Here is an 18,824-nt window from a genome sequence, read left to right as displayed (position 1 = left end):
TTATTCGCCTAGAATCAAGCGGGTATGCTCGCGTTTGATGCAGCGATCCATAACGATATCTTCGCGACCAGCTGCCCGCAAAATCTGCTCAGCTTCTTCATTTTCCAAGCCCAACTGAGCCCAGAAAATCTTGGCATCTGCTTCCAGAAAATCACGCGCCACATCTGGCAAAAACTCGCTACGACGGTAAACATCGACAATATCCACTGGGAAAGGAATGTCTTTGAGACTGGCATAAACTGTTTCACCAAAAATCTGACTGCCCGCTGCTCGCGGATTGACTGGGATAATCCGATAGCCCCGCGCTTGCATTTCCTTGGACACACGGTTACTGGTCGTTTCCTCACGGTCTGATAGACCGACAACGGCAATCACCTTGCTGGTTTCTAGATAGCGCTTGACAACGCCGTCACTGGGATTTTGAAAATGGTAAGTCATAATGCTCCTCCTGTTTTATAAATAATTTTTAACTTTTTTACAATGATATATCAGCTAAATGCGGTACAAAAAAGGTGATTTCCCTCGCATTCCTTGAATGCTGTGTCAGCTTTCTATTTTCACTTTGTGTTTTACGCCCTTGATATCTTAAATTGAACACGAGCTAAAACCTTGGAAAATAGATAATCCGTTCTAGGAGCATGGCTCCTTCGTCCGGATCCTAATTTTCAGTCGGTTTTGACGCTCTTTGTATCTTGTTTTATTTCGCCTCGTACCAAGTTTGGCCAGCATTTTCATCAGCCACTAGTGGAACGGCCAGCTCAATCGCAGCTTCCATGGTTTCTTTGACTAACTGGCGGACGGCTGTTAGCTCGTCATTTGGCACTTCCAGCACGATTTCATCGTGCACCTGCAAGAGCATGCGAGACTTGAAATTCTTCTCTGTCAGAGCTCGATCCAGATTAATCATAGCGACTTTGAGAATGTCTGCGGCCGATCCTTGGATCGGGCTGTTAATGGCTGTGCGCTCCGCAAAATTTCGGATGTTAAAGTTGCGGGAATTGATGTCTGGCAAGGAGCGACGACGATGGTAAATAGTCTCTACATAGCCCTTATCACGCGCTTCGCGGACAATGGTTTCCATATAATTCTTGATACCTGGGAAACGCTCAAAATAAGTCTCAATGTAGTCCTTGGCAGCCTTGCGGGAAATACCCAAATTATTGGCCAGTCCGAAGTCGGAAATGCCATAGACTACTCCGAAGTTGACAGCCTTGGCATTGCGGCGGTCATTAGGCGTCACATCCTCTGCCTTTTCAATACCAAAGACCCGCATGGCTGTGGCCGTGTGAATATCTTCTCCATGCTGAAAAGCAGTAATCAAATGCTCATCCTGCGAAATGTGAGCCAGCACCCTCAGCTCAATCTGGGAATAATCCGAGCTGAGTAGCACGCTGTCTGCCCACTCCGGTACAAAAGCCTTGCGAATGAGGCGCCCCTGCTCCAAACGAACGGGGATATTCTGTAAGTTCGGGTCAACCGAAGACAAGCGGCCCGTCTGAGTCAAATCCTGAACATAGCGAGTGTGAATCTTGCCGTCAGCCGCAATCGCCTCCTGCAGTCCGATGATATAAGTGGACTGGAGCTTGCTGATTTGACGGTATTCCAGAATCTTAGACACAATCGGTGCAATCGGTGCTAAACGCTCCAGCACGTCAACCGCTGTCGAGTAGCCTGTCTTGGTCTTTTTGGTGTACTCCAGCGGCAACCCCATATCCTCAAAGAGAATGGTTCCCAGCTGTTTCGGTGAGTTAATATTAAACTCCTGACCAGCCAGGTCATAAATCTCCTGAGTCAGACTTTCCAGCGTCTTTTCATTTTCTGCCTGCATGCCCTGCAGGGTTTCCCGCTCAACCTTGATCCCCGCAATCTCCATCTTGGCTAGGACAAAGGCCAGCGGTTGCTCCATTTCAAGCAACAAATCCAGCTGATCGTGGGCGCGAAGCTGTTCTTGCATTGGCTCTTCTGTTTCCAGCAACACTTGGATTTTACGAGCTAGATGCTCAAAGAGCTGCTCTTGCTCCGGCAGAGCACGCTTGGCCCCCTTGCCATAAACCTCATCATCAGTCAACAGAATTGTTTGGCCGTAAAGGCGAGCAATGGTCGCCAGCTCATTATCCTCGACCGTCGAAAGTAGATACTTGGCTAAGCGCGCATCAAAGGATGCTGCTGGCAGTTCAATGCCGTAATGACTGAGCAGTACCTTGGTCCGCTTGAGGTCGTAGGTTTTCAGAGCTGTTTTTGTCAAAAACTTCTGAAAGAGAGGTTGCTGTAGTAAATCGCTAGTGCCGACGTAAATCTGACGGCTATCGCCCCAGGCAAGACCGACAATCTCTTCCTTGTGGTAGTTGTCACCCAAGATTTCAAAATAGAAGAACTGCTCGGGTGCCAGCATATCCACTGTCACCTCAGTCACTTTGGTAAATTCAATTGGTTTGACTTCTACCGGCTCCTGAGCCGCTCCTAGCTGAGCCTTGAGCTGCTTGAAGCCCATCTCGTCATAGAACTTACTCAGAGCCTCTATCTGCGGACCCTTGTAAACCAAATCATCCAGCCCGATTTCAATCGGCGCCTGAGTATTAATGGTAGCTAGGGTCTTTGATAAGAAGGCCTTGTCCTTGTCATTGATCAGATTTTCCTTCATCTTGGAAGCCTTGAGCTGGTCAATATTTTCATAGAGATTTTCCAAAGAGCCGTACTCCAAGAGGAGCTTGAGGCCCGTCTTCTCACCGATCTTTGTCACGCCGGGGATATTGTCCGACTGATCGCCCATCAGTGCCTTGAGGTCAATGAACTGCTCTGGCGTGATGCCCATCTTTTCCATGAGGTAGGCTGGGGTAAATTCCTCAAACTCAGCCACGCCTTTCTTGGAGATCTCCACCACGGTATTTTCATCCGTCAGCTGAATCAAGTCTTTATCGCCGCTGACAATGGTCACATCGTAAGGCACTGCTGTTTTTTCAGCCATCTTGTCCAAAGTCCCGATGATGTCATCTGCCTCGTACTGAGCCAAGTCATAGTAGCGGATACCTAAGTAGTCCAGCATTTCTCGGATAAAGGGCAGCTGCTCACGAAATTCATCCGGCGTCTTGGCCCGACCTGCCTTATAGTCAGCATACATCTCGGTCCGGAAGGTCGTCTTTCCAGCATCAAAAGCGACTAGGACATGAGTCGGCTGCACGCGCTCCAAGAGATGATTGAGCATGAGGTGGAAGCCATAAATGGCATTGGTGTGCAAACCCGATGGACTCTTGAAACGGTCGATTTGATTATAAAGCGCAAAAAAAGCGCGAAAAGCAACGGACGAACCGTCGATTAATAATAACTTGTTCTTTTTTTCCATAGATTTATTATAACACGAAAGGCGGACAAAGACAGAAAAGGTGGCGTGGAAAATAGGTAGAAAATGAATTGAGATTTAAATTTTGCTATAATCGTCTTATGAACAATACCTACTATTTTATCCGTCATGCGCATTCTAACTATACACCTGATGAAATCAACCGACCATTATCAGACGAGGGACAAGAATCCTTGGCACAGCTTGAATTTTTAGCAGACAAACCTATTACCGCCATTTATTCCAGCCCCTATCGAAGAGCCATCCAAACGGTTGAGACTTTAGCTCAAAGTCTAAAACTCGCTATTCAAACCGACAAACGACTAATAGAGCGAAAGTTAAGCAGCCAAGCGATTGCCGACCAAGACTTTGAAAAATGTCTCATGCAACTTTGGTCACAGCCAACATTTTCACTTGTTGATGGTGAATCCAATCAGCAAGCTCAACAGCGTGGCTTAGCTCTTCTTCACGAGCTAGAAAGCAAACATCAAAACGAAGAAATTATCATCAGTTCCCACGGCAATCTGATTTGCATCTTGCTGAGCGCATTTGACTCCAGAATTGATTATAACTTCTGGCGCAGCCTAAGCATGCCAGATGTGCTGGTTTTAGATAAAAACGAAAAAATCACCCGCCTCCTATAAAAGAAACTTGCCTTGCCTCGTATCGCCTAGTAAGAGCCAGCTATATCTTATCTCTCTTCTATGGTATAATAATAAAAACTAGGAGGTGAAGCATGTTCCCAATAACCATTCCAACCCTTGTGACTGAGGAAGTGTATCAACGATTTGCTTGGTCTGTTTTCTTACGCGGGAAAAGATTTTTGCTGAATATGTTCATTTTGATAGGAATTCTATCTCTCTATCTTATCTTCCTACCTGACAACCTGAAGCGATTTTCTGTGTTTACCGTGCTATTTGCATCTTTGATTACATTCTCAGCAATATACTTTGGCATGGACTTTCAGATAAAGAAAGCCTATCAAAAAACTCCTTACTGGAAGGATATGGAGCAAACTCTTATATTTGAGAAAGATAAATTCTCTGTGAAAAGCAAACGAGGAGAGTTTCTTTATAGCTATGATGACATCGTCAAAGTTTTTCATACTAAGGAAGATTTTTATATCATGTTGGGACCAATTGTCGGTTTCCCTATTGAAAAAAAGAACTGTACTCCCGAGGCTCTTGAGTTCTTGCTAGAACTTCACATTGAGCATATGTAAAAGAAAAAGCAGGCTAGACTGACAGTAGATCAGTTCTGGTCTGCTTTTTATCTTGTAAATAATTGCTTTATACCCACCAACTTCTCTATTTTCTGATTGATTTCTGGTCGGTAGTCACAGAAGTTAATGCTCTGGATGCCACTGTTGACGGCGACATCCACATCCAGCGTCCGGTCGCCGATATAGAAGGTTTTCTGCTTATCCAGGCCATATTTCGCGAGCAGATAGTCGACACCTTCTGGGTTGGGCTTGCGCTCAAAGCCATTGGCCGTTGTGATGATTTCTGTAAAATAGGCATGAATGCCCAAGTCTTGCAAGATTTGATGGGCATTGAGTCCCTTGTGGGTATAGACAAACTGGGCAATGCCCTGCTCCTCAGCCCAAGCCAGTATCTCCGCTGCTCCCTCCATCAGATGGATCTGAGCATTTTTCTCCTTTAGGCTTGCTCCACGGAAGGCATTCATCTCGGCAGCGTCTAGGCCTTTCTCAGACGCTACTTTTTCCAAGAGCTTCTGGACAGAGTGCTTTAGGATATAGCTGTGAATACTTGCCCTGTCAAAGTCCAGATCATAGTGAGCATAGGTTTCCTCAATTCCTGCCAAAATAGCATCGTAGGAGTCCAACAAGGTGCCATCCAAATCCCAAATAAACGCTGTTGTCATGTGATTTCCCTCATTTTTCTGTCGTATAAAACCTTTAAAAATAGCCAGCGGAAGCCATTGTCCAAGAGAGTCCCAGCCCAGACTCCCGGCAGACCCAAGCCAAAGGTCACACCTAGTAAATATCCTGAGACGATGCGAATCAGCCACATGCCAATAGTCGTAGCATAAAAGGGCAGTCTGGCATTGCCCAGCCCTTGCCAAACCGCTGTGTAAATCACGGTTCCCACTGCCATGGGAGTTCCCAGCAGGGAGAAGAGGATGACCGAAAGACTGGCTGTGATCGCTCCGCTATTGTCCGTATAGAGTAAGGTCAGCGGTCGACCAAGAGCGAAAATCCCTAGAGCCAAGGGCAGCATGCAAGCAAAAGACAGCCAGAAGGCCCGCTGACGAATCAGACCGACCGCTTGCATATCTCCCTCGCCAACCGCATGGGCTACTAGCATGACTGTTGCTGTCGCGACCCCAAAGGCCGGCATGTAGTTAAACTGAGTCAGGACTTCACCGATGGCATTCCCCGCTACTGCATCCGTCCCAAAGACGACCACAATGGCGATGATCACTACATCGCCCGCCCGCATCATGAGCCGCTCTCCAGCAGCCGGCAGAGACAGGCGCAAGAGCTCGCCATCTAGGCCCCAGCTCCAGCGAATCGTGGACAAATCCAGCTCCCGCCAGAGAATCAGCACACCGACCAAACGAGCCAGCACCGTCCCCAACGCTACACCGACAATACCAAGCCGAAAGACGTAAATCCCCAGACCGGAAAAGAGGGCATTGAGGACATTAGTCAGAAGACTGACATACATGGGGAATCTAGGATTGCGCGTGACCCGCACCAGAGCTCCAAAGGAAGTCATCAAGCCTAGCAGGACAATAGTCCCACCAACCAGAGCCAGATACAGACCGCCTGCTTCAGCCACCGCTTTTTCCGTCCCCAGCAGATCCAGCATCTGCCTGCCAAAGATCAGAGAAATCAGCCCCAATAGAAGGCTCAGAAGCAGCGTCAGCTTGATAGCTTCAGCTGTGTGATAGGCTAGACGCTCCTTGTCTCCCTGAGCCAGAGTCTTGGAGATGAGACTGGAAACAGCAGCCCCCAGCGCGATAAAAATTGCCTGATAAATCGTAATGATATTGCCGGCCACCGAGACACCAGAGATCGCAATCAGCCCCAGACTGGCCACCAGATAGCTGTCGACCATGCCCATGAGCATCTGCAAAAAGTTCTCCGTCATAGCTGGCAGAGCAATGTTCATGATTTTTTTATAACTCGTCATCCACAAAAATTCCTAATCCAATCAAACTACTGTCTATTATGTTCCTTCTGGAAGGCTTCCATTTCCCTGAACTGTTCTAGTTCTTTTTTTAATTGTTTATCTATCTTTGAAAATGTAACCATTGAATTTCCTCACTAATCTGGTCTGCTTACTTTTATATTGATATTCGCTGAGAGCCCGAGGGCACCTTTCAAGCTCACTTCTTCAAAACTTAAAATGACCTTTACTAATTATATGATTCTAGTATAACATAAATAAAATGAGAACTTCCTCTGCTAATAAGAAGGCCACCTCGAGGGTGGCGCTGAACTTATTTCTTTTCAACTTTTATCATTGCTAAAAAATCTGAGAAGGTATTTGCCAAGAAAAATACATTCTCTTCATCAGATGTTTCTGGAAGACCAAAATTACTGTCCCAAAAATAAATACCTCTATCCGCTCCTTCCAAAATATGAATAAACATACCTCCACCATATTCAACTGCAAAAATATAAGTAGACGATGGAAGTTCACCATTAAAGTCATGATTCCAGGAAACTAAATCAACATTCTTATCCTCATTTTTTCCCAGAAAGAAATTAATGACTAGCTCATCTGTCAAGCTAGGTGCCTGAATAACCATATATTCATTCTCTACATGACCACCATTTGAAAGAGATAAAAATTCTTTATAATCTGATGGAAACTTCAAGTCTAACCTTTGTTCCAGTTCACTTACCTCAAAATTAGAAAGTCTACCAAAACATTTCAAATTATTTAACATCACAATCACTTACCTCGCCTACTACTGGACTAGATCGTTTCCAACGTCTTAGATATAACTATTTTTCATTATGTTCCTGCTGGAAGGCTTCCATAGCCTTGAACTGCTCAAGTTCTTTTTCGTTGTCAGGTTGCTTGCCCAAGTATTTATATTGGAAAAAAGAAGTTCTAGCACTTGGCCCAAAGTCGCTTTCAAGCCATGGGGCATAATCAAAATCTACTGATAACTTGTTATTTTCATCCAAATGAATCAACCCCGCTGACCAATCGCTCAATTCATGATCCATAAATACTTTTTTTAATTCCTGAGCTTTTTTAAATAGTAAACGATATTCATCAAAAAATTCTGATTTAGATACACCAAATTCTTGAGGAATATAAAAGAAATAATGGTACTTTCCTTTGTATTTAAAGAAGAAATAAATTTCTCCACTCAAAGTTCTATCCACTTCAAAATGGATATAAAGATCATCCCACTCAACCGAAATCATATCACTGGCTTGATGCACAATTTCAATCATTTTCTCATTCATTTGTTTTTCCATTTTATCCTCCAGTTTAGATTCTAGCATGTTTCATTATAATCCTAGTATACCACAAACCATATGTACCAACGTTTGGAAAATCAAAAAGACCACCATTGAGGCAGTCTTTTATCCAATTTCCATGGTCGCATGTCAACCGAGAGCGAGGTCGAACTCACAACTGATGTTTATGAGTTTAAAAACAGGAAGGTCTCTGCTCCTGAACGAAGATAAAAAATTTATTACACTACAGAAGGCCTCATAAAATCATAAACATCTATCTGGTGCTCTTCAAATAATTCCTCTAACTTCTGTGGTCCTAATTCGGCGCCATGCTTTTCTAAAAACTGAAACTCAGCTTCTGTAATAGGGATCGCTTGTAACCACGTAACATACTCTTCATCAAAATCAAAAGATTCTAAATCCCACAAGAAAGGCTGAGTGAAAAATATATGATTTACTTTCGCATTAGGATAGTAATTTCTAATAATATTTGGATAGACTGCACCTGGAGAGATGCTGTACTCTCCCCTCACAATATTAAAGCCACAGTCTGCTATAATATTTGGAAAATATTCCAACTCCGCATCAGCTGCTCCAATGATTTCAACTCTTAAAGGCTTATCATTTATTCGACGATAAATTGTATATTCTGATAAGCCAATTGTTGCTGCAGTTGTTAAATAATCATCCGGACGATTCTCTCCAATGAATAAATCTAATTTGTTATCGTGATTTCTAAATGTATAGGCTTGAGGAACTCCCCCTACAGCCCTTGCAATTTCCTGTGCAATTTTAACTTTATCGTATTTCATTTGATTCTCCTCCTTAAATTTACTACAATAAAAACTATTTTATTACTGTCCATAATATAGATTAGAACCAATTTCGCCTTTATGAGAACGGTTAGAAATTGGTAACTCTGGCCTAAAATGATCTACATTATGATATTCATCTAAAAATTGTTTTCTTGAAATCCCTCTCTCAGCAACACTTTGTTGATGCTTCCAAAACTCATATCCTGGTTTATATCCCATATCCCAAGCTTCACTTTTATCTATAACTTTGTTTGTAAGTGGATCCAAAACAACACCATCATCATTTTTAGCAATTTCCCAGACCTGATCTCGCATACCCTTTCGATAACCAGAGGGACGTTTATAAAGTTTCTTCTCTTTTCTTGTAAGTTTTCGTGGTTTTATTTCTCGTCCTGCGTCACCACTAACTGCTTCCAAACCTCTCGCCACATCATCGCTATGTTTAGCTAACTGCTCACTAGCTTCCTTGCTGAACTCTTGACGAGCTTTATTGCCAGCTTGTTCTGCCGTTTCCTTAACACCTCGAGCTACATCATCGCTATGCTTGGCCAAATGTTCGCTTGTTTCTTTTCCGAACTCTGTCATTACCTTACGAGCTCCTCTACCTGTATCAGCAGCCATGTTGTAGACACGGGCACCGCTTCGGCTGAAATCGTCACTAAAGTGAGCATTAGCATAGGCAAAGTTATCGCCCAGATTCGATAGACCATTTCGGAAACTCTCACGAAAAGCATGATAGCTTGGTGATATTTATGCCAAGTTTTCACCAAATTTGCTGGCTCTACAATCCCAGTATACCATAAAATCTATGGATAAGCGTTTGCCAAACCACAATAGACCACCATGTTATCCTCCGGTTTGAAAACTGACGAAATAAGTCCGATTATAAAATCGAATGCCCTACCCTATAACATTAACTTTTCACTACTTGAACAATGTCCTTAAAATCATCTGAAAGAGCGCCAAATTGACTGTCGGAATATAGGAAGTAGCCTTCTAGACCTCTGTGGATAATCGCATTAACCGTTGGGTGAAATTCCTTATCCGTCGCATTGATGACAAACTGTGTCATTTCAAAGGCTAGCTCGGGAGTATACTGAAGCTTTTCAATACCGATTCGAATCATCAGGGCTTGGACATTTTCTGGACTAATGGAATCCTTTTGTGCCTTTCCATTTAACATCCCAAAAATATAGGCTGCTGCCAACTGTCTGTCAAGATCGTCGGCCAAATCAATCGTGACCAAACTTAAAAATTTATCGACCATTTCAATGCTTTCATTGACGATAATTTCGTTCATAACAAATCCTTTCTAGAAATACCGATCGATTCCTTTGCAATATCCACAAGGAATCGAGCTTGCTTAATAAAGCTCATACAGGCCATTATAATAGGCAGAATCAATGAATTGATTCCAATGTCAATCAATTTCATCTTCAAATTAAATAGCTATGCAGTTAAAACCACCCGCTTACTACAAGCGAAGTTTCCTAACTTTATGACTCTAGTATAGCATAAATAAAATGAGAACTTCTTTTGTAAATAAGAGAACTATCTTAGAGATTTCCAAGTTCTTGGACTGTAAAAAGATTGAAAGCTCCACGATATTAAAAAATCAGCCGGATATCCAGCTGATTTTAAGTCTTTTAAGCAATTTTTACAAACCCAAATAATCTTCGACTGCTGCCTGCATTTGGTCGGCAGCGACCGTCGTTTTGTGGCGAACTGGTGCTGTTTCTAAGCCGTCCACAGCTGGTGGCAGGGCTACACCAGAAAGTTCGTGCAGTTGGTCCAAAGCCTCAAAGTCACTAAGTCCTGTCTGACCAGTCACAGCCTCAACGGCCACGACTGGGAATTTATAAGGACTAGCGGTAGACGCGATAACAGTCTTGCGCTGATCCCCTGTCTCTGCCAGATATTTTTGATAGACAGCAGATGCAACGGCTGTATGAGGGTCTTCGATATAGTCAGAGGACTGATAGACCCGCTTGATTTCAGCTGCTGTTTCTTCTTCCGTCGCATAGTCAGCCGCAAAGAGCTCTAAAATCTCAGCGTCAAAGTCCGTCAGTTCATACTGTCCATGCTCATTCAGAGCCGCCATCAGGGCAGCCGTTTTCTCAGCGCTGTTACCAGACAGATGGAAAATCAAACGCTCCAAGTTAGATGAAACCAAAATATCCATGGACGGGCTAGTCGTCACCTTAAAGCTCCGCTTCTTGTCATACACCTGGGTCTTGAAAAAGTCAGTCAGGACATTGTTCTCATTTGATGCGCAGATCAGCTTGCCAACTGGCAGACCGATTTGCTTGGCATAGTAGGCCGCCAAGATATTCCCAAAATTACCTGTCGGAACGGTAAAATTGGCCTTGTCGCCTGCTGCGATTTCCCCAGTCTTCACCAACTGAGCGTAAGCATAGACATAATAAACAATCTGTGGCACCAAACGGCCGATATTCATGGAGTTGGCGGATGAAAATTGCAGTTTATGCTCCAAGAGACGAGCTCGTAGGTCTGTGTCATTGAACATGTGCTTAACATTAGTCTGGGCATCGTCAAAGTTGCCATCAATAGCAACCACATGCGTATTGGCACCTGTCTGCGTCGTCATTTGCAGCTCTTGGATCTTGCTGACACCGTCTTTGGGATAAAAGACGATAATCTCAGTCCCCGGAACGTCCGCAAAACCTGCCATAGCCGCCTTGCCTGTGTCGCCAGAAGTCGCCGTCAAAATGACAATTTTGTTTTCCAAGCCGTGCTTTTTAGCTGCGGTTGTCATCAAGTGAGGCAGGATAGACAAAGCCATATCCTTGAAGGCAATGGTCGCTCCGTGGAAAAGCTCTAGATTGTACTGACCATCCAGTTTGACCAAGGGAGCAATCGCTGCATCATCAAACTTGCTGTCGTAGGCATGGTTGATACAGTGGTCCAGCTCTGCTTCAGAAAAATCATCCAAAAATGCAGACAAAACAAGCTTGGCTACTTCCTGATAAGAAGCGTCTTTGAGCTTGGCAAAGTCCAAATCGACCTGCGGATAGGTAATGGGCGTAAAGAGCCCGCCGTCTGTCGCCAAACCTTGCAGAATCGCCTGGCTGGCTGTTACTCTATTCTTTTCGTCGCGTGTTGATTGATAAACTAAGGTCATTCTCTCTCATCCTTTATCTGTAGTTCGTTTTATTATATCAAAATTTATCAGAAAATTCTCCATTTTCATCAAAATTAAAAAGTAAAAAGAGTCGAAATCCTATGATTTCAACTCAATCAAATGTTAAAACTTAGACAAGGCTTTTATTTGCTGGCCCTTTTCGTCGAAATTGTCTGGGCTTAGCCATTTTTCTAGACGACCCTTAACGGCAGGCCAATCGCTGTCAATCATGGAGAGCCAGTCCGTGTCTCGGTTACGCCCCTTATAGACGACCGCCTGACGAAACCTGCCTTCATAGATGAAACCAAGTCTCTCTGCTGCCCGTCTTGAAGGCTGATTGAGGGAGTCACATTTCCATTCATAGCGGCGATACTCCAGCTCTTCAAAGACATAGCGTGCCAGTAAGTACTGGGCTTCAGTAGCTAGTCTGCTGCGCTTCAGTTTGGGCGAATAGGTCACAGCGCCTACTTCAATCACACGATTGCCTCGGTCAATTCTCATTAATGCGAAAGTCCCCAGCGCCTTGTTGCTCTCCTTGTCCACAATGGCATAGTGAAAACGGTCCTGTGCTGCCAGCATCCGATCTAGCAAACTATCCCACTCCTCCTGACTCTGAGCAGCATTTTGAAAGAGATAGGTCCACATGTCAGCGGGTGAATCCGGACCATATACGTCGTATAAATCTGCTCCATGCTTGTCTTTGGACAACCGCTCAATGACAACATACTGACCTTCTATTCGCTCCATCTTGGGCAGATCCCCCGGTTTAAAGTCCGACAGAGCCTCTCCAATAGGCTGGCCTAGTTCATTGATTCGCATAAAAAACCTCACAATCTAGCTTTACTGATCTCCAAAATAAGAATTGGAAGCTGTAAGTAGCAATAACTCCTATCTCCCTTGCTTCAGATCCAAACTTGGAACATTACTTGTGTAAATTATATCACTTTTTCTTTCATTCGACGCAAACTTTAGGAAATACCTCTTCAGAAAAAGGCGGTCATAATATCTGTAAATGTTGAGATTACAGTCTACTCATACTTTAATGGAAAGCCAGATATGACAATTATTGATTTTGTAAACGCTTTATTCCCTCTAAACTATGTTATAATGAAATTATGTTTTATTATTTTGACCAAAGAAAGTGACCCATCATGAGACACCAACAAAATATCTTGGCCATCATCGAAAGCTGTTACGACATTATGACCGATGTCGAAAAGCGGATTGCCGACTATTTTTTGAATCCGACCGATATAGAAGGGGATCTGTCCTCCCTCGAAGTAGCCCAAACTTTACACATCTCACAGGCGGCCTTGACCCGTTTTGCAAAAAAATGTGGCTTTAAGGGCTATCGGGAGTTCAACTTCCAATATCTCCAACAGCTGAAAATCAGCAAAACGGAGCATACAAATCTGAAAAATGATTCGTCCCGCCAGGTGCTACGCAACTATATTCAAATTCGGCAACAAACCGAGGACTTGATTGACGAAAAAAGATTGGAGCGTGTAGCCCAGCTGATTGAAAAAGCGGATCGTGTCTATTTTTTTGGCACGGGAAGCTCGGGGCTCGTCGCTCGCGATATGAAACTGCGCTTCATGCGCTTAGGGGTCATTTGTGAAGCTCTGACAGATGCGGATGGCTTTGCTTGGACAACGAGCATTTTAGACAAAAACTGCCTAGTTATCGGCTTTTCTCTTTCAGGTCAAACCCCGTCCATTATTGACAGCCTGATTGATGCTAAGGGCATGGGAGCCAAGACCGTGTTAATCACTGGCCAGCCTGATTTGATTAAAGAAGACTTTTCAGAAATCATCCCAGTTGCAATGCAAAGTAAACCTCAGTTCATCCAACGAATCTCAGCTCAGTTCCCAATGCTGCTGATGATTGACATACTTTATGCCTTTTTCCTAGAAATCGACCGAGAGAGAAAGGAAAAAATCTTCAATAGTTACTGGGAAAATCACAAACTTAACGGCTATTACCGTAGACATCAATAAAAGGCTAGGACACAAATCCTGGCCTTATTTTTAACCTCTTGATGAGCTTACTAATTGCTCAACCTCGAGGGACTGCTACTTCTTAAAAGTTTTGAAAAACTTTTAAATCTACTCCTAAAGACAAGTGAGCAAAGTTAAATTTTTTGAAAATTTAGCTCTATCCACCGAATTTTTCCTGTCATTTCAATTCCTTCTAAAATATCGTCTAGCCGTCTACAGAAGCAGTTTGTCTAAAAGCAAGAAACCTGAGGTCACTCCCCAGGTTTGCTTGGATTACTGATGTTTATTTTTAAAGTGGTAGTAGGCTCCGAACATGCCTGCCGTATTTTGGTGATAGGCAAAGGCTAGTTTAGTCTTCTCAGCTATGCTGGGCACCAGAGCATCCTTGAGAGCTGCTTGGATACGTGGTCGGAGGATAGCCTCTTGTCCCATAATACCACCGCCCAAGATGACGATTTCCGGATTGACAACATAGCAAATATTGGCAATGCCCTGCCCCAGATAGCCTACCATGCGGTCAATTCCTTTGATACAGATGGTATTGCCCTCGGTCGCTTCTTTGAAAATTCTTCGACCATTCCAGAGAGAGGAATCTTCTCCGTGCAAGTCAGCGACATATTGGACCAAGGCTGTGGTAGAAGCTACATCCTGAAAAGCCCCGTCCGGCAGGTGTAAATAGCCTACTTCGCAGGCTGAGTTGCTAAAGCCGTGAAAAACTTGCCCATCTGCTACTAGACAGCCACCAATCCCTGTCCCAATCGTTAGACAGACAGCAATTTTTGCTCCCTTACCGTGGCCAGACATGACCTCAGCCAGACCGGCACAGTTGACGTCATTCTCAATCTCGCAAGGAATGGAAAATTCCTCCTCCAAGACCTTCTTAAATTGCGTCCCAGCATAGTTAGGAATCTGAGGACCAGCGTAAAATATTTCTCCCTTGTCTGGATCGACCATGCCAGCTGAGGAGATACAAATCCCCTCAATCGAACCAGCCTGCACATAATCAGCAACTATCTTTTGAACCTTACGCATAATCTCTGGACCACCCTTATGGGCTTCCGTAGGTATTTCATGGGCTTCTACTAGCGTTTCTTGGTCGTCTATCAGGCCGTATTTGATATTGGTACCGCCAATGTCAATCGTAACATAATTTCCCATAAGCATCCTTCTTTCTTTTTAGAGGAAGCGCTCCTTGGTCTCACAGATCAAGGCCGCTGCTGCTTCTACGACTGGACGGTCTGCTTCTACGACTGGTGTCAGAGGAGCACGGACAGAGCCGATAGTCAACCCTTCGTTGAGCTTGAGCACTTCTTTGATAACAGCATACATATTGCCGTGAGCACTAGTTAGCTTACCGATAATGTCGTTAATGGCAAACTGCAGCTCTTTGGCTCTTTCCAATTCCTTGTCAGCAATCAGTTGATTGAGTTTGAGGAAGAGCTCTGGCATAGCTCCGTATGTACCACCGATACCGGCTGCAGCACCCATAAGACGGCCACCTAAGAATTGCTCATCTGGACCGTTAAAGACCAAATGGTTACTGCCACCAAGTGCTGCAAATGTCTGGATGTCCTGAACTGGCATGGAGGAATTTTTCACCCCAATCACGCGCTCATTCTTCAGCATTTCCTTATAAAGACTCGGAGTCAGGGCTGCGCCAGCCAATTGCGGAATATTATAAATCACAAAATCAGTATGTGGGGCAGCCGCACTGATATCATTCCAGTACTGAGCGACAGAATATTCTGGCAGACGGAAATAAATCGGCGGAATAGCCGCAATGGCATCAACTCCTAGAGCTTCCGCATGTTTTGCCAACTCGATACTGTCCTTAGTATTGTTGCAGGCTACGTGAGCAATGATGGTCAGTTTGCCCTTAGCAACTTTCATTACTTCTTCCAAAATTACTTTTCTGTCGGCCACGCTCTGGTAGATACATTCGCCTGACGAGCCGTTGACATAGAGACCTTGCACGCCCTTGTCGATGAAATACTCCACCAAAGCGCGAGTTCGCTCCGGGCTGATTTCACCCTCCTCGTCATAACAAGCATAAAAAGCTGGGATGACACCGTGATATTTCTTTAAATCTTTCATTTTCAAATTTTCTCCAAATGTACTAATTGTAGATTATAGACTGCTATATTTAGCGAAGATTTTTTCCAAAATAGGAAGCTGCAAAAAAGCCAGACCTGCAAAGCCGATAAAGGCAAAGAGGGAAAATCCTAACAGCAACACAAAGCCTGAACTATAGATAATGACAAGGAACGCGGCTATAACCGCCATCATAACAAAGAACCAAGGAAAATTCAGACTTACAATCACTAGGCTAGTCTGTAAAAGGTCTCTAAAAGACATGAGAAACTTACCAGCCAAGGGATAAACGCAAAGAGAAAGCAGGATTGTAAAAATAATAATTCCAAAACAAACCGCCTTTAAAACTTGGAAAGGCAGAGCTTCCTGCGTCCGAAAAAGCAGGAGGTCAAAGAGACTGATACCGACTAAAGCCAATTCCAGCAAGCCCAGTTTGAGTCCTTGCTTCCAATTTTCTCGAAAGATTCGAGTGTAAGTTCTGATTACTTTTACCCGACGGTTTCCCTTGATTTCAAAAAGTGTTTGATAGAGGCTGATCTTGGCAATCCCAATGGTCACCAAAGGCAGGCAAGACAAGAGAAAGAGAAGATTGACCGTCATCAAATCTAGGATTTTCTCACAGATTTGCATGAAAAAATTATCCGTATCAAATATAGCTCTGATGAGTCCTGTTCCCTTATCTGACATAAGTCTCTCCTTTCTCTGCTAGCCTGGCGCACTCAAAAATCTCGCTCACCTAGGGCTAGTCTATTAAAACTTTAAAAAGATACTTTCTGACATTTTCTTCCAGACCCGCATAGCCATTCGGCTGATGAGCTTCTCCTGGAAAGAAAATTGCAAAATTATGGTAACCCAACAAGAGAGGATAACGATTTTGACAATGAACAAAGCCGATATCCGCCTCTTCATCAAAAGCCACTGCCTCATCGACTATCTGGCTACCATAGGCAGAATACTCATGCCCTGCTACTAGCAGATGAAAATCTGCATATTTTTTATGATATTCAAATTGATCATTGGCCTCTTGATTGAGCGCATTATCCTGAACCAAGAGAAAGACCTTATCTCCATCCACTTCATAGCGTCCCAAGTCAAAGCTGTCTTTGCGGTGCTCATAGAGATAATCAATCGCTTTATCCAGGTTCGGATGAAGGCCCTTGTAACGAGTCACATTTTTTAAATCATCAAAAATCATAGTTTTATTTCCTCTATTGAGCGCCTTATCCTTTGACAGCTCCCATAGTAATCCCTTGGGTAAAGGATTTTTGGAAGATAAGGAAGACTGCTACGATTGGCACCGCCGCCAAAGCAGCACCGGCCATAATCAGACCGTAGTTGGTTGCCATCTCAGCCTGCATGGTCGCAACACCTAACGAAATCGTCAGATTGTTCCGCGAGGTCAACATTACGAGCTGCATGAAATAGTCATTCCAAGTATTGATAAAGGTGAAGATAGCCAGTGCAGCAAAGCCGGGTTTGACGATAGGAAAAGCTACACTCCAGAAGGTTCGAATTTCACCACAACCGTCAATCTTAGCTGATTCCAGAAGCTCTGTCGGGATATTTTCACTAAACTGCTTCATGAGGAAGACCTCAAAAGGCCAGCCAACTAAAGGTAAAATGACCGCCCAAAGGGTATCGTGGATTCCCATGAAATTGACAATCCGCACTAGAGGTACTAGGACAACCTGCTTAGGCAAGGCCATAGCCGCGATAAAGATAGCAAAGAGAATCCGTTGCCCATAAAAGCGTTTCTTAGCCAAAACGTAACCAGCTAAAGATGACGTCGCACAAACCAAGAACATGGTCGCTAGCGAAATAAAGACACTGTTCCACATCCATTGTAAAGCTGGGTTTTGAACGGCTAATTGCTGGAAGTTCTCTGTTGTCGGGTTTTGTGGCCACCATTGAGGCGGAATCATAATTGTATCCGGCTGAGATTTAAAAGCTCCAGTCAGAATCCAGTAGAATGGAAAGACAAAGAGCACGGTCAAAAGTGCTAAAATAACAGATGAGAACACTTTAAATGAATTAAATTTTTTTGGTTTCATATTCCTGCTCCTTTCTTTAATATTCCACATCGTTACCGAGAATCTTGAACTGAGCGAAACTGATAATCGCAATCATAATCGCCAGAAAGACTCCCATGGTGTTTGCATAGCCATATTCAGATAGCTTGAAGGCTTTTTCATATAGATAGTACATAAGCGTACTAGTTGAGTAGTTTGGTCCACCTGATGTCAACAGCTGAATCAAGGCGAAACATTGGAATGAGTTAATAGTGGTGATAATAGCGATATAAAGTGTCGTTGGTAAAAGACTCGGCCATTTGATTTTCCAAAAGACTTGCATCTCTGTTGCCCCATCCACACGTGCAGCCTCCACTAGAGAATTATCGATATTTCCCATAGCTGCGATATAGAGAATGATCGGCTGACCGACAGATGTTGTCAGCAAAATAACAATGATAGCAGCCAAGGCCCACTGTTTGTCTCCCAACCAAGAAATGTTTTGGTTGATGATATGTCCAGATTTCAAAACAAAGTTCAAAATACCAGACAAGGGATCGTAGATCCACTTCCACACGACTGTCACGGCAACACTACCTGTAACAACCGGTAGGAAGAAGACGAAACGGTAGAAAGAGCGAGAAACAGCATTCATCTCATAGGTTTGTGAAGCTACAAACAAAGAGAAGAGCACAACTACCGGCACAGAGCCGATTACAATAATGACTGTATTAATGAGTGACTTGACAAAAACTGGATCATTGAACATCCGAATGTAGTTATCAAACCCAACGAATGTAAATGAGGTCATTGTATAATTAAAGAAACTAGTGATAAATCCCATTATCATAGGCGCCAAAACAAATACTGTAAAGAATATAAGAATTGGAGCTAAAAACGCATATGATATTAGGGTTTCTTTCATTCTGATTTTATTGACTTTCACAATGAGGTACCCCTCTTTCAAGATTTTCTAACAAAATACC

At 43.7% G+C, this 18,824-nt stretch carries 20 protein-coding genes; 3 read left to right on the top strand and 17 right to left on the bottom strand.

Features of this window, described 5'->3' with window-relative positions:
* Positions 1 to 438: a CoA-binding protein gene (locus FZ954_RS10945; protein ID WP_125383618.1), complete on the bottom strand. Its 438-nt coding sequence runs from the start codon at positions 436 to 438 to the stop codon at positions 1 to 3.
* A 259-nt stretch (positions 439 to 697) separates the two neighbouring features.
* Positions 698 to 3,340, bottom strand: a complete 2,643-nt coding sequence (polA, locus tag FZ954_RS10940) for a DNA polymerase I (RefSeq protein ID WP_148878387.1) — start codon at positions 3,338 to 3,340, stop codon at positions 698 to 700.
* Positions 3,341 to 3,438: 98 nt separating this feature from the next.
* On the opposite strand from polA, the gene FZ954_RS10935 reads away from it, so the two are divergent.
* Positions 3,439 to 3,981: a histidine phosphatase family protein gene (locus tag FZ954_RS10935; protein WP_148878386.1), complete on the top strand. Its 543-nt coding sequence runs from the start codon at positions 3,439 to 3,441 to the stop codon at positions 3,979 to 3,981.
* A 92-nt stretch (positions 3,982 to 4,073) separates the two neighbouring features.
* Positions 4,074 to 4,559: a YcxB family protein gene (locus FZ954_RS10930; RefSeq protein WP_148878385.1), complete on the top strand. Its 486-nt coding sequence runs from the start codon at positions 4,074 to 4,076 to the stop codon at positions 4,557 to 4,559.
* Between the two features lie 47 nt (positions 4,560 to 4,606).
* Here the strand turns inward: FZ954_RS10930 and FZ954_RS10925 are convergent, their stop codons facing one another.
* The 9 genes from FZ954_RS10925 to FZ954_RS10885 all read right to left on the bottom strand — a co-directional run bounded on the left by FZ954_RS10925 (position 4,607) and on the right by FZ954_RS10885 (position 12,560).
* Entirely contained in the window at positions 4,607 to 5,221 is a 615-nt protein-coding gene (locus FZ954_RS10925; protein ID WP_148878384.1) for an HAD-IA family hydrolase, read from the bottom strand.
* The gene (locus FZ954_RS10920) at positions 5,218 to 6,495 is read right to left on the bottom strand and encodes an MATE family efflux transporter (protein ID WP_148878383.1); all 1,278 of its coding nucleotides are present in this window, start codon (positions 6,493 to 6,495) and stop codon (positions 5,218 to 5,220) included. The genes FZ954_RS10925 and FZ954_RS10920 overlap by 4 nt, the downstream gene beginning before the upstream one ends.
* 310 nt (positions 6,496 to 6,805) lie before the next feature.
* Positions 6,806 to 7,258 (bottom strand): SMI1/KNR4 family protein, encoded by a 453-nt coding sequence (locus tag FZ954_RS10915; protein ID WP_262366254.1) that lies wholly within the window; start codon positions 7,256 to 7,258, stop codon positions 6,806 to 6,808.
* 58 nt (positions 7,259 to 7,316) lie between these two features.
* Complete coding sequence (locus FZ954_RS10910; RefSeq protein ID WP_148878381.1) at positions 7,317 to 7,802, bottom strand: TIGR01741 family protein; 486 nt, start codon at positions 7,800 to 7,802, stop codon at positions 7,317 to 7,319.
* A 221-nt stretch (positions 7,803 to 8,023) separates the two neighbouring features.
* Positions 8,024 to 8,596 carry a suppressor of fused domain protein gene (locus FZ954_RS10905; protein WP_148878380.1) on the bottom strand — a complete coding sequence of 191 codons (573 nt, stop codon included), beginning with the start codon at positions 8,594 to 8,596 and terminating at the stop codon, positions 8,024 to 8,026.
* 42 nt (positions 8,597 to 8,638) lie between these two features.
* Positions 8,639 to 9,184: an HNH/ENDO VII family nuclease gene (locus FZ954_RS12120; RefSeq protein ID WP_316246117.1), complete on the bottom strand. Its 546-nt coding sequence runs from the start codon at positions 9,182 to 9,184 to the stop codon at positions 8,639 to 8,641.
* Between the two features lie 328 nt (positions 9,185 to 9,512).
* Positions 9,513 to 9,899, bottom strand: coding sequence for an Imm48 family immunity protein (imm48, locus tag FZ954_RS10895; RefSeq protein WP_148878378.1), 387 nt, complete (start codon positions 9,897 to 9,899; stop codon positions 9,513 to 9,515).
* Positions 9,900 to 10,256: 357 nt separating this feature from the next.
* Positions 10,257 to 11,741 carry a threonine synthase gene (thrC, locus tag FZ954_RS10890; RefSeq protein WP_148878377.1) on the bottom strand — a complete coding sequence of 495 codons (1,485 nt, stop codon included), beginning with the start codon at positions 11,739 to 11,741 and terminating at the stop codon, positions 10,257 to 10,259.
* A gap of 123 nt (positions 11,742 to 11,864) precedes the next feature.
* Complete coding sequence (locus FZ954_RS10885; protein WP_148878376.1) at positions 11,865 to 12,560, bottom strand: GNAT family N-acetyltransferase; 696 nt, start codon at positions 12,558 to 12,560, stop codon at positions 11,865 to 11,867.
* Positions 12,561 to 12,892: 332 nt separating this feature from the next.
* Here FZ954_RS10885 and FZ954_RS10880 point away from each other — a divergent pair, with 332 nt between their 5' ends.
* Positions 12,893 to 13,738 (top strand): MurR/RpiR family transcriptional regulator, encoded by an 846-nt coding sequence (locus FZ954_RS10880; RefSeq protein ID WP_148878375.1) that lies wholly within the window; start codon positions 12,893 to 12,895, stop codon positions 13,736 to 13,738.
* Positions 13,739 to 14,011: 273 nt separating this feature from the next.
* Here the strand turns inward: FZ954_RS10880 and FZ954_RS10875 are convergent, their stop codons facing one another.
* From FZ954_RS10875 to FZ954_RS10850, 6 genes are read right to left on the bottom strand one after another with little or no spacing between them, the layout of a single operon-like run.
* Positions 14,012 to 14,896 (bottom strand): ROK family protein, encoded by an 885-nt coding sequence (locus FZ954_RS10875; RefSeq protein WP_148878374.1) that lies wholly within the window; start codon positions 14,894 to 14,896, stop codon positions 14,012 to 14,014.
* 18 nt (positions 14,897 to 14,914) lie between these two features.
* Entirely contained in the window at positions 14,915 to 15,832 is a 918-nt protein-coding gene (locus FZ954_RS10870; protein ID WP_148878373.1) for a dihydrodipicolinate synthase family protein, read from the bottom strand.
* 33 nt (positions 15,833 to 15,865) lie between these two features.
* Positions 15,866 to 16,516 (bottom strand): DUF624 domain-containing protein, encoded by a 651-nt coding sequence (locus tag FZ954_RS10865; RefSeq protein ID WP_148878372.1) that lies wholly within the window; start codon positions 16,514 to 16,516, stop codon positions 15,866 to 15,868.
* Positions 16,517 to 16,571: 55 nt separating this feature from the next.
* A complete protein-coding gene (locus tag FZ954_RS10860; protein WP_148878371.1) occupies positions 16,572 to 17,024 on the bottom strand; it encodes a YhcH/YjgK/YiaL family protein in 453 nt (150 codons plus the stop codon).
* 25 nt (positions 17,025 to 17,049) lie between these two features.
* On the bottom strand, positions 17,050 to 17,880 hold the full coding sequence (locus FZ954_RS10855) for a carbohydrate ABC transporter permease (RefSeq protein WP_148878370.1): 831 nt from the start codon (positions 17,878 to 17,880) through the stop codon (positions 17,050 to 17,052).
* A gap of 16 nt (positions 17,881 to 17,896) precedes the next feature.
* Positions 17,897 to 18,784 carry a carbohydrate ABC transporter permease gene (locus FZ954_RS10850; protein WP_045498290.1) on the bottom strand — a complete coding sequence of 296 codons (888 nt, stop codon included), beginning with the start codon at positions 18,782 to 18,784 and terminating at the stop codon, positions 17,897 to 17,899.
* Between the last annotated feature and the right edge of the window lie 40 nt (positions 18,785 to 18,824).

The sequence above is a fragment of the Streptococcus sp. Marseille-P7375 genome (assembly GCF_902460365.1).
Lineage (GTDB): Bacteria > Bacillota > Bacilli > Lactobacillales > Streptococcaceae > Streptococcus > Streptococcus cristatus_I.
The sequence above is the reverse complement of the archived record's forward strand: the minus strand, read 5'-3'. Positions and strand labels throughout refer to the sequence as shown.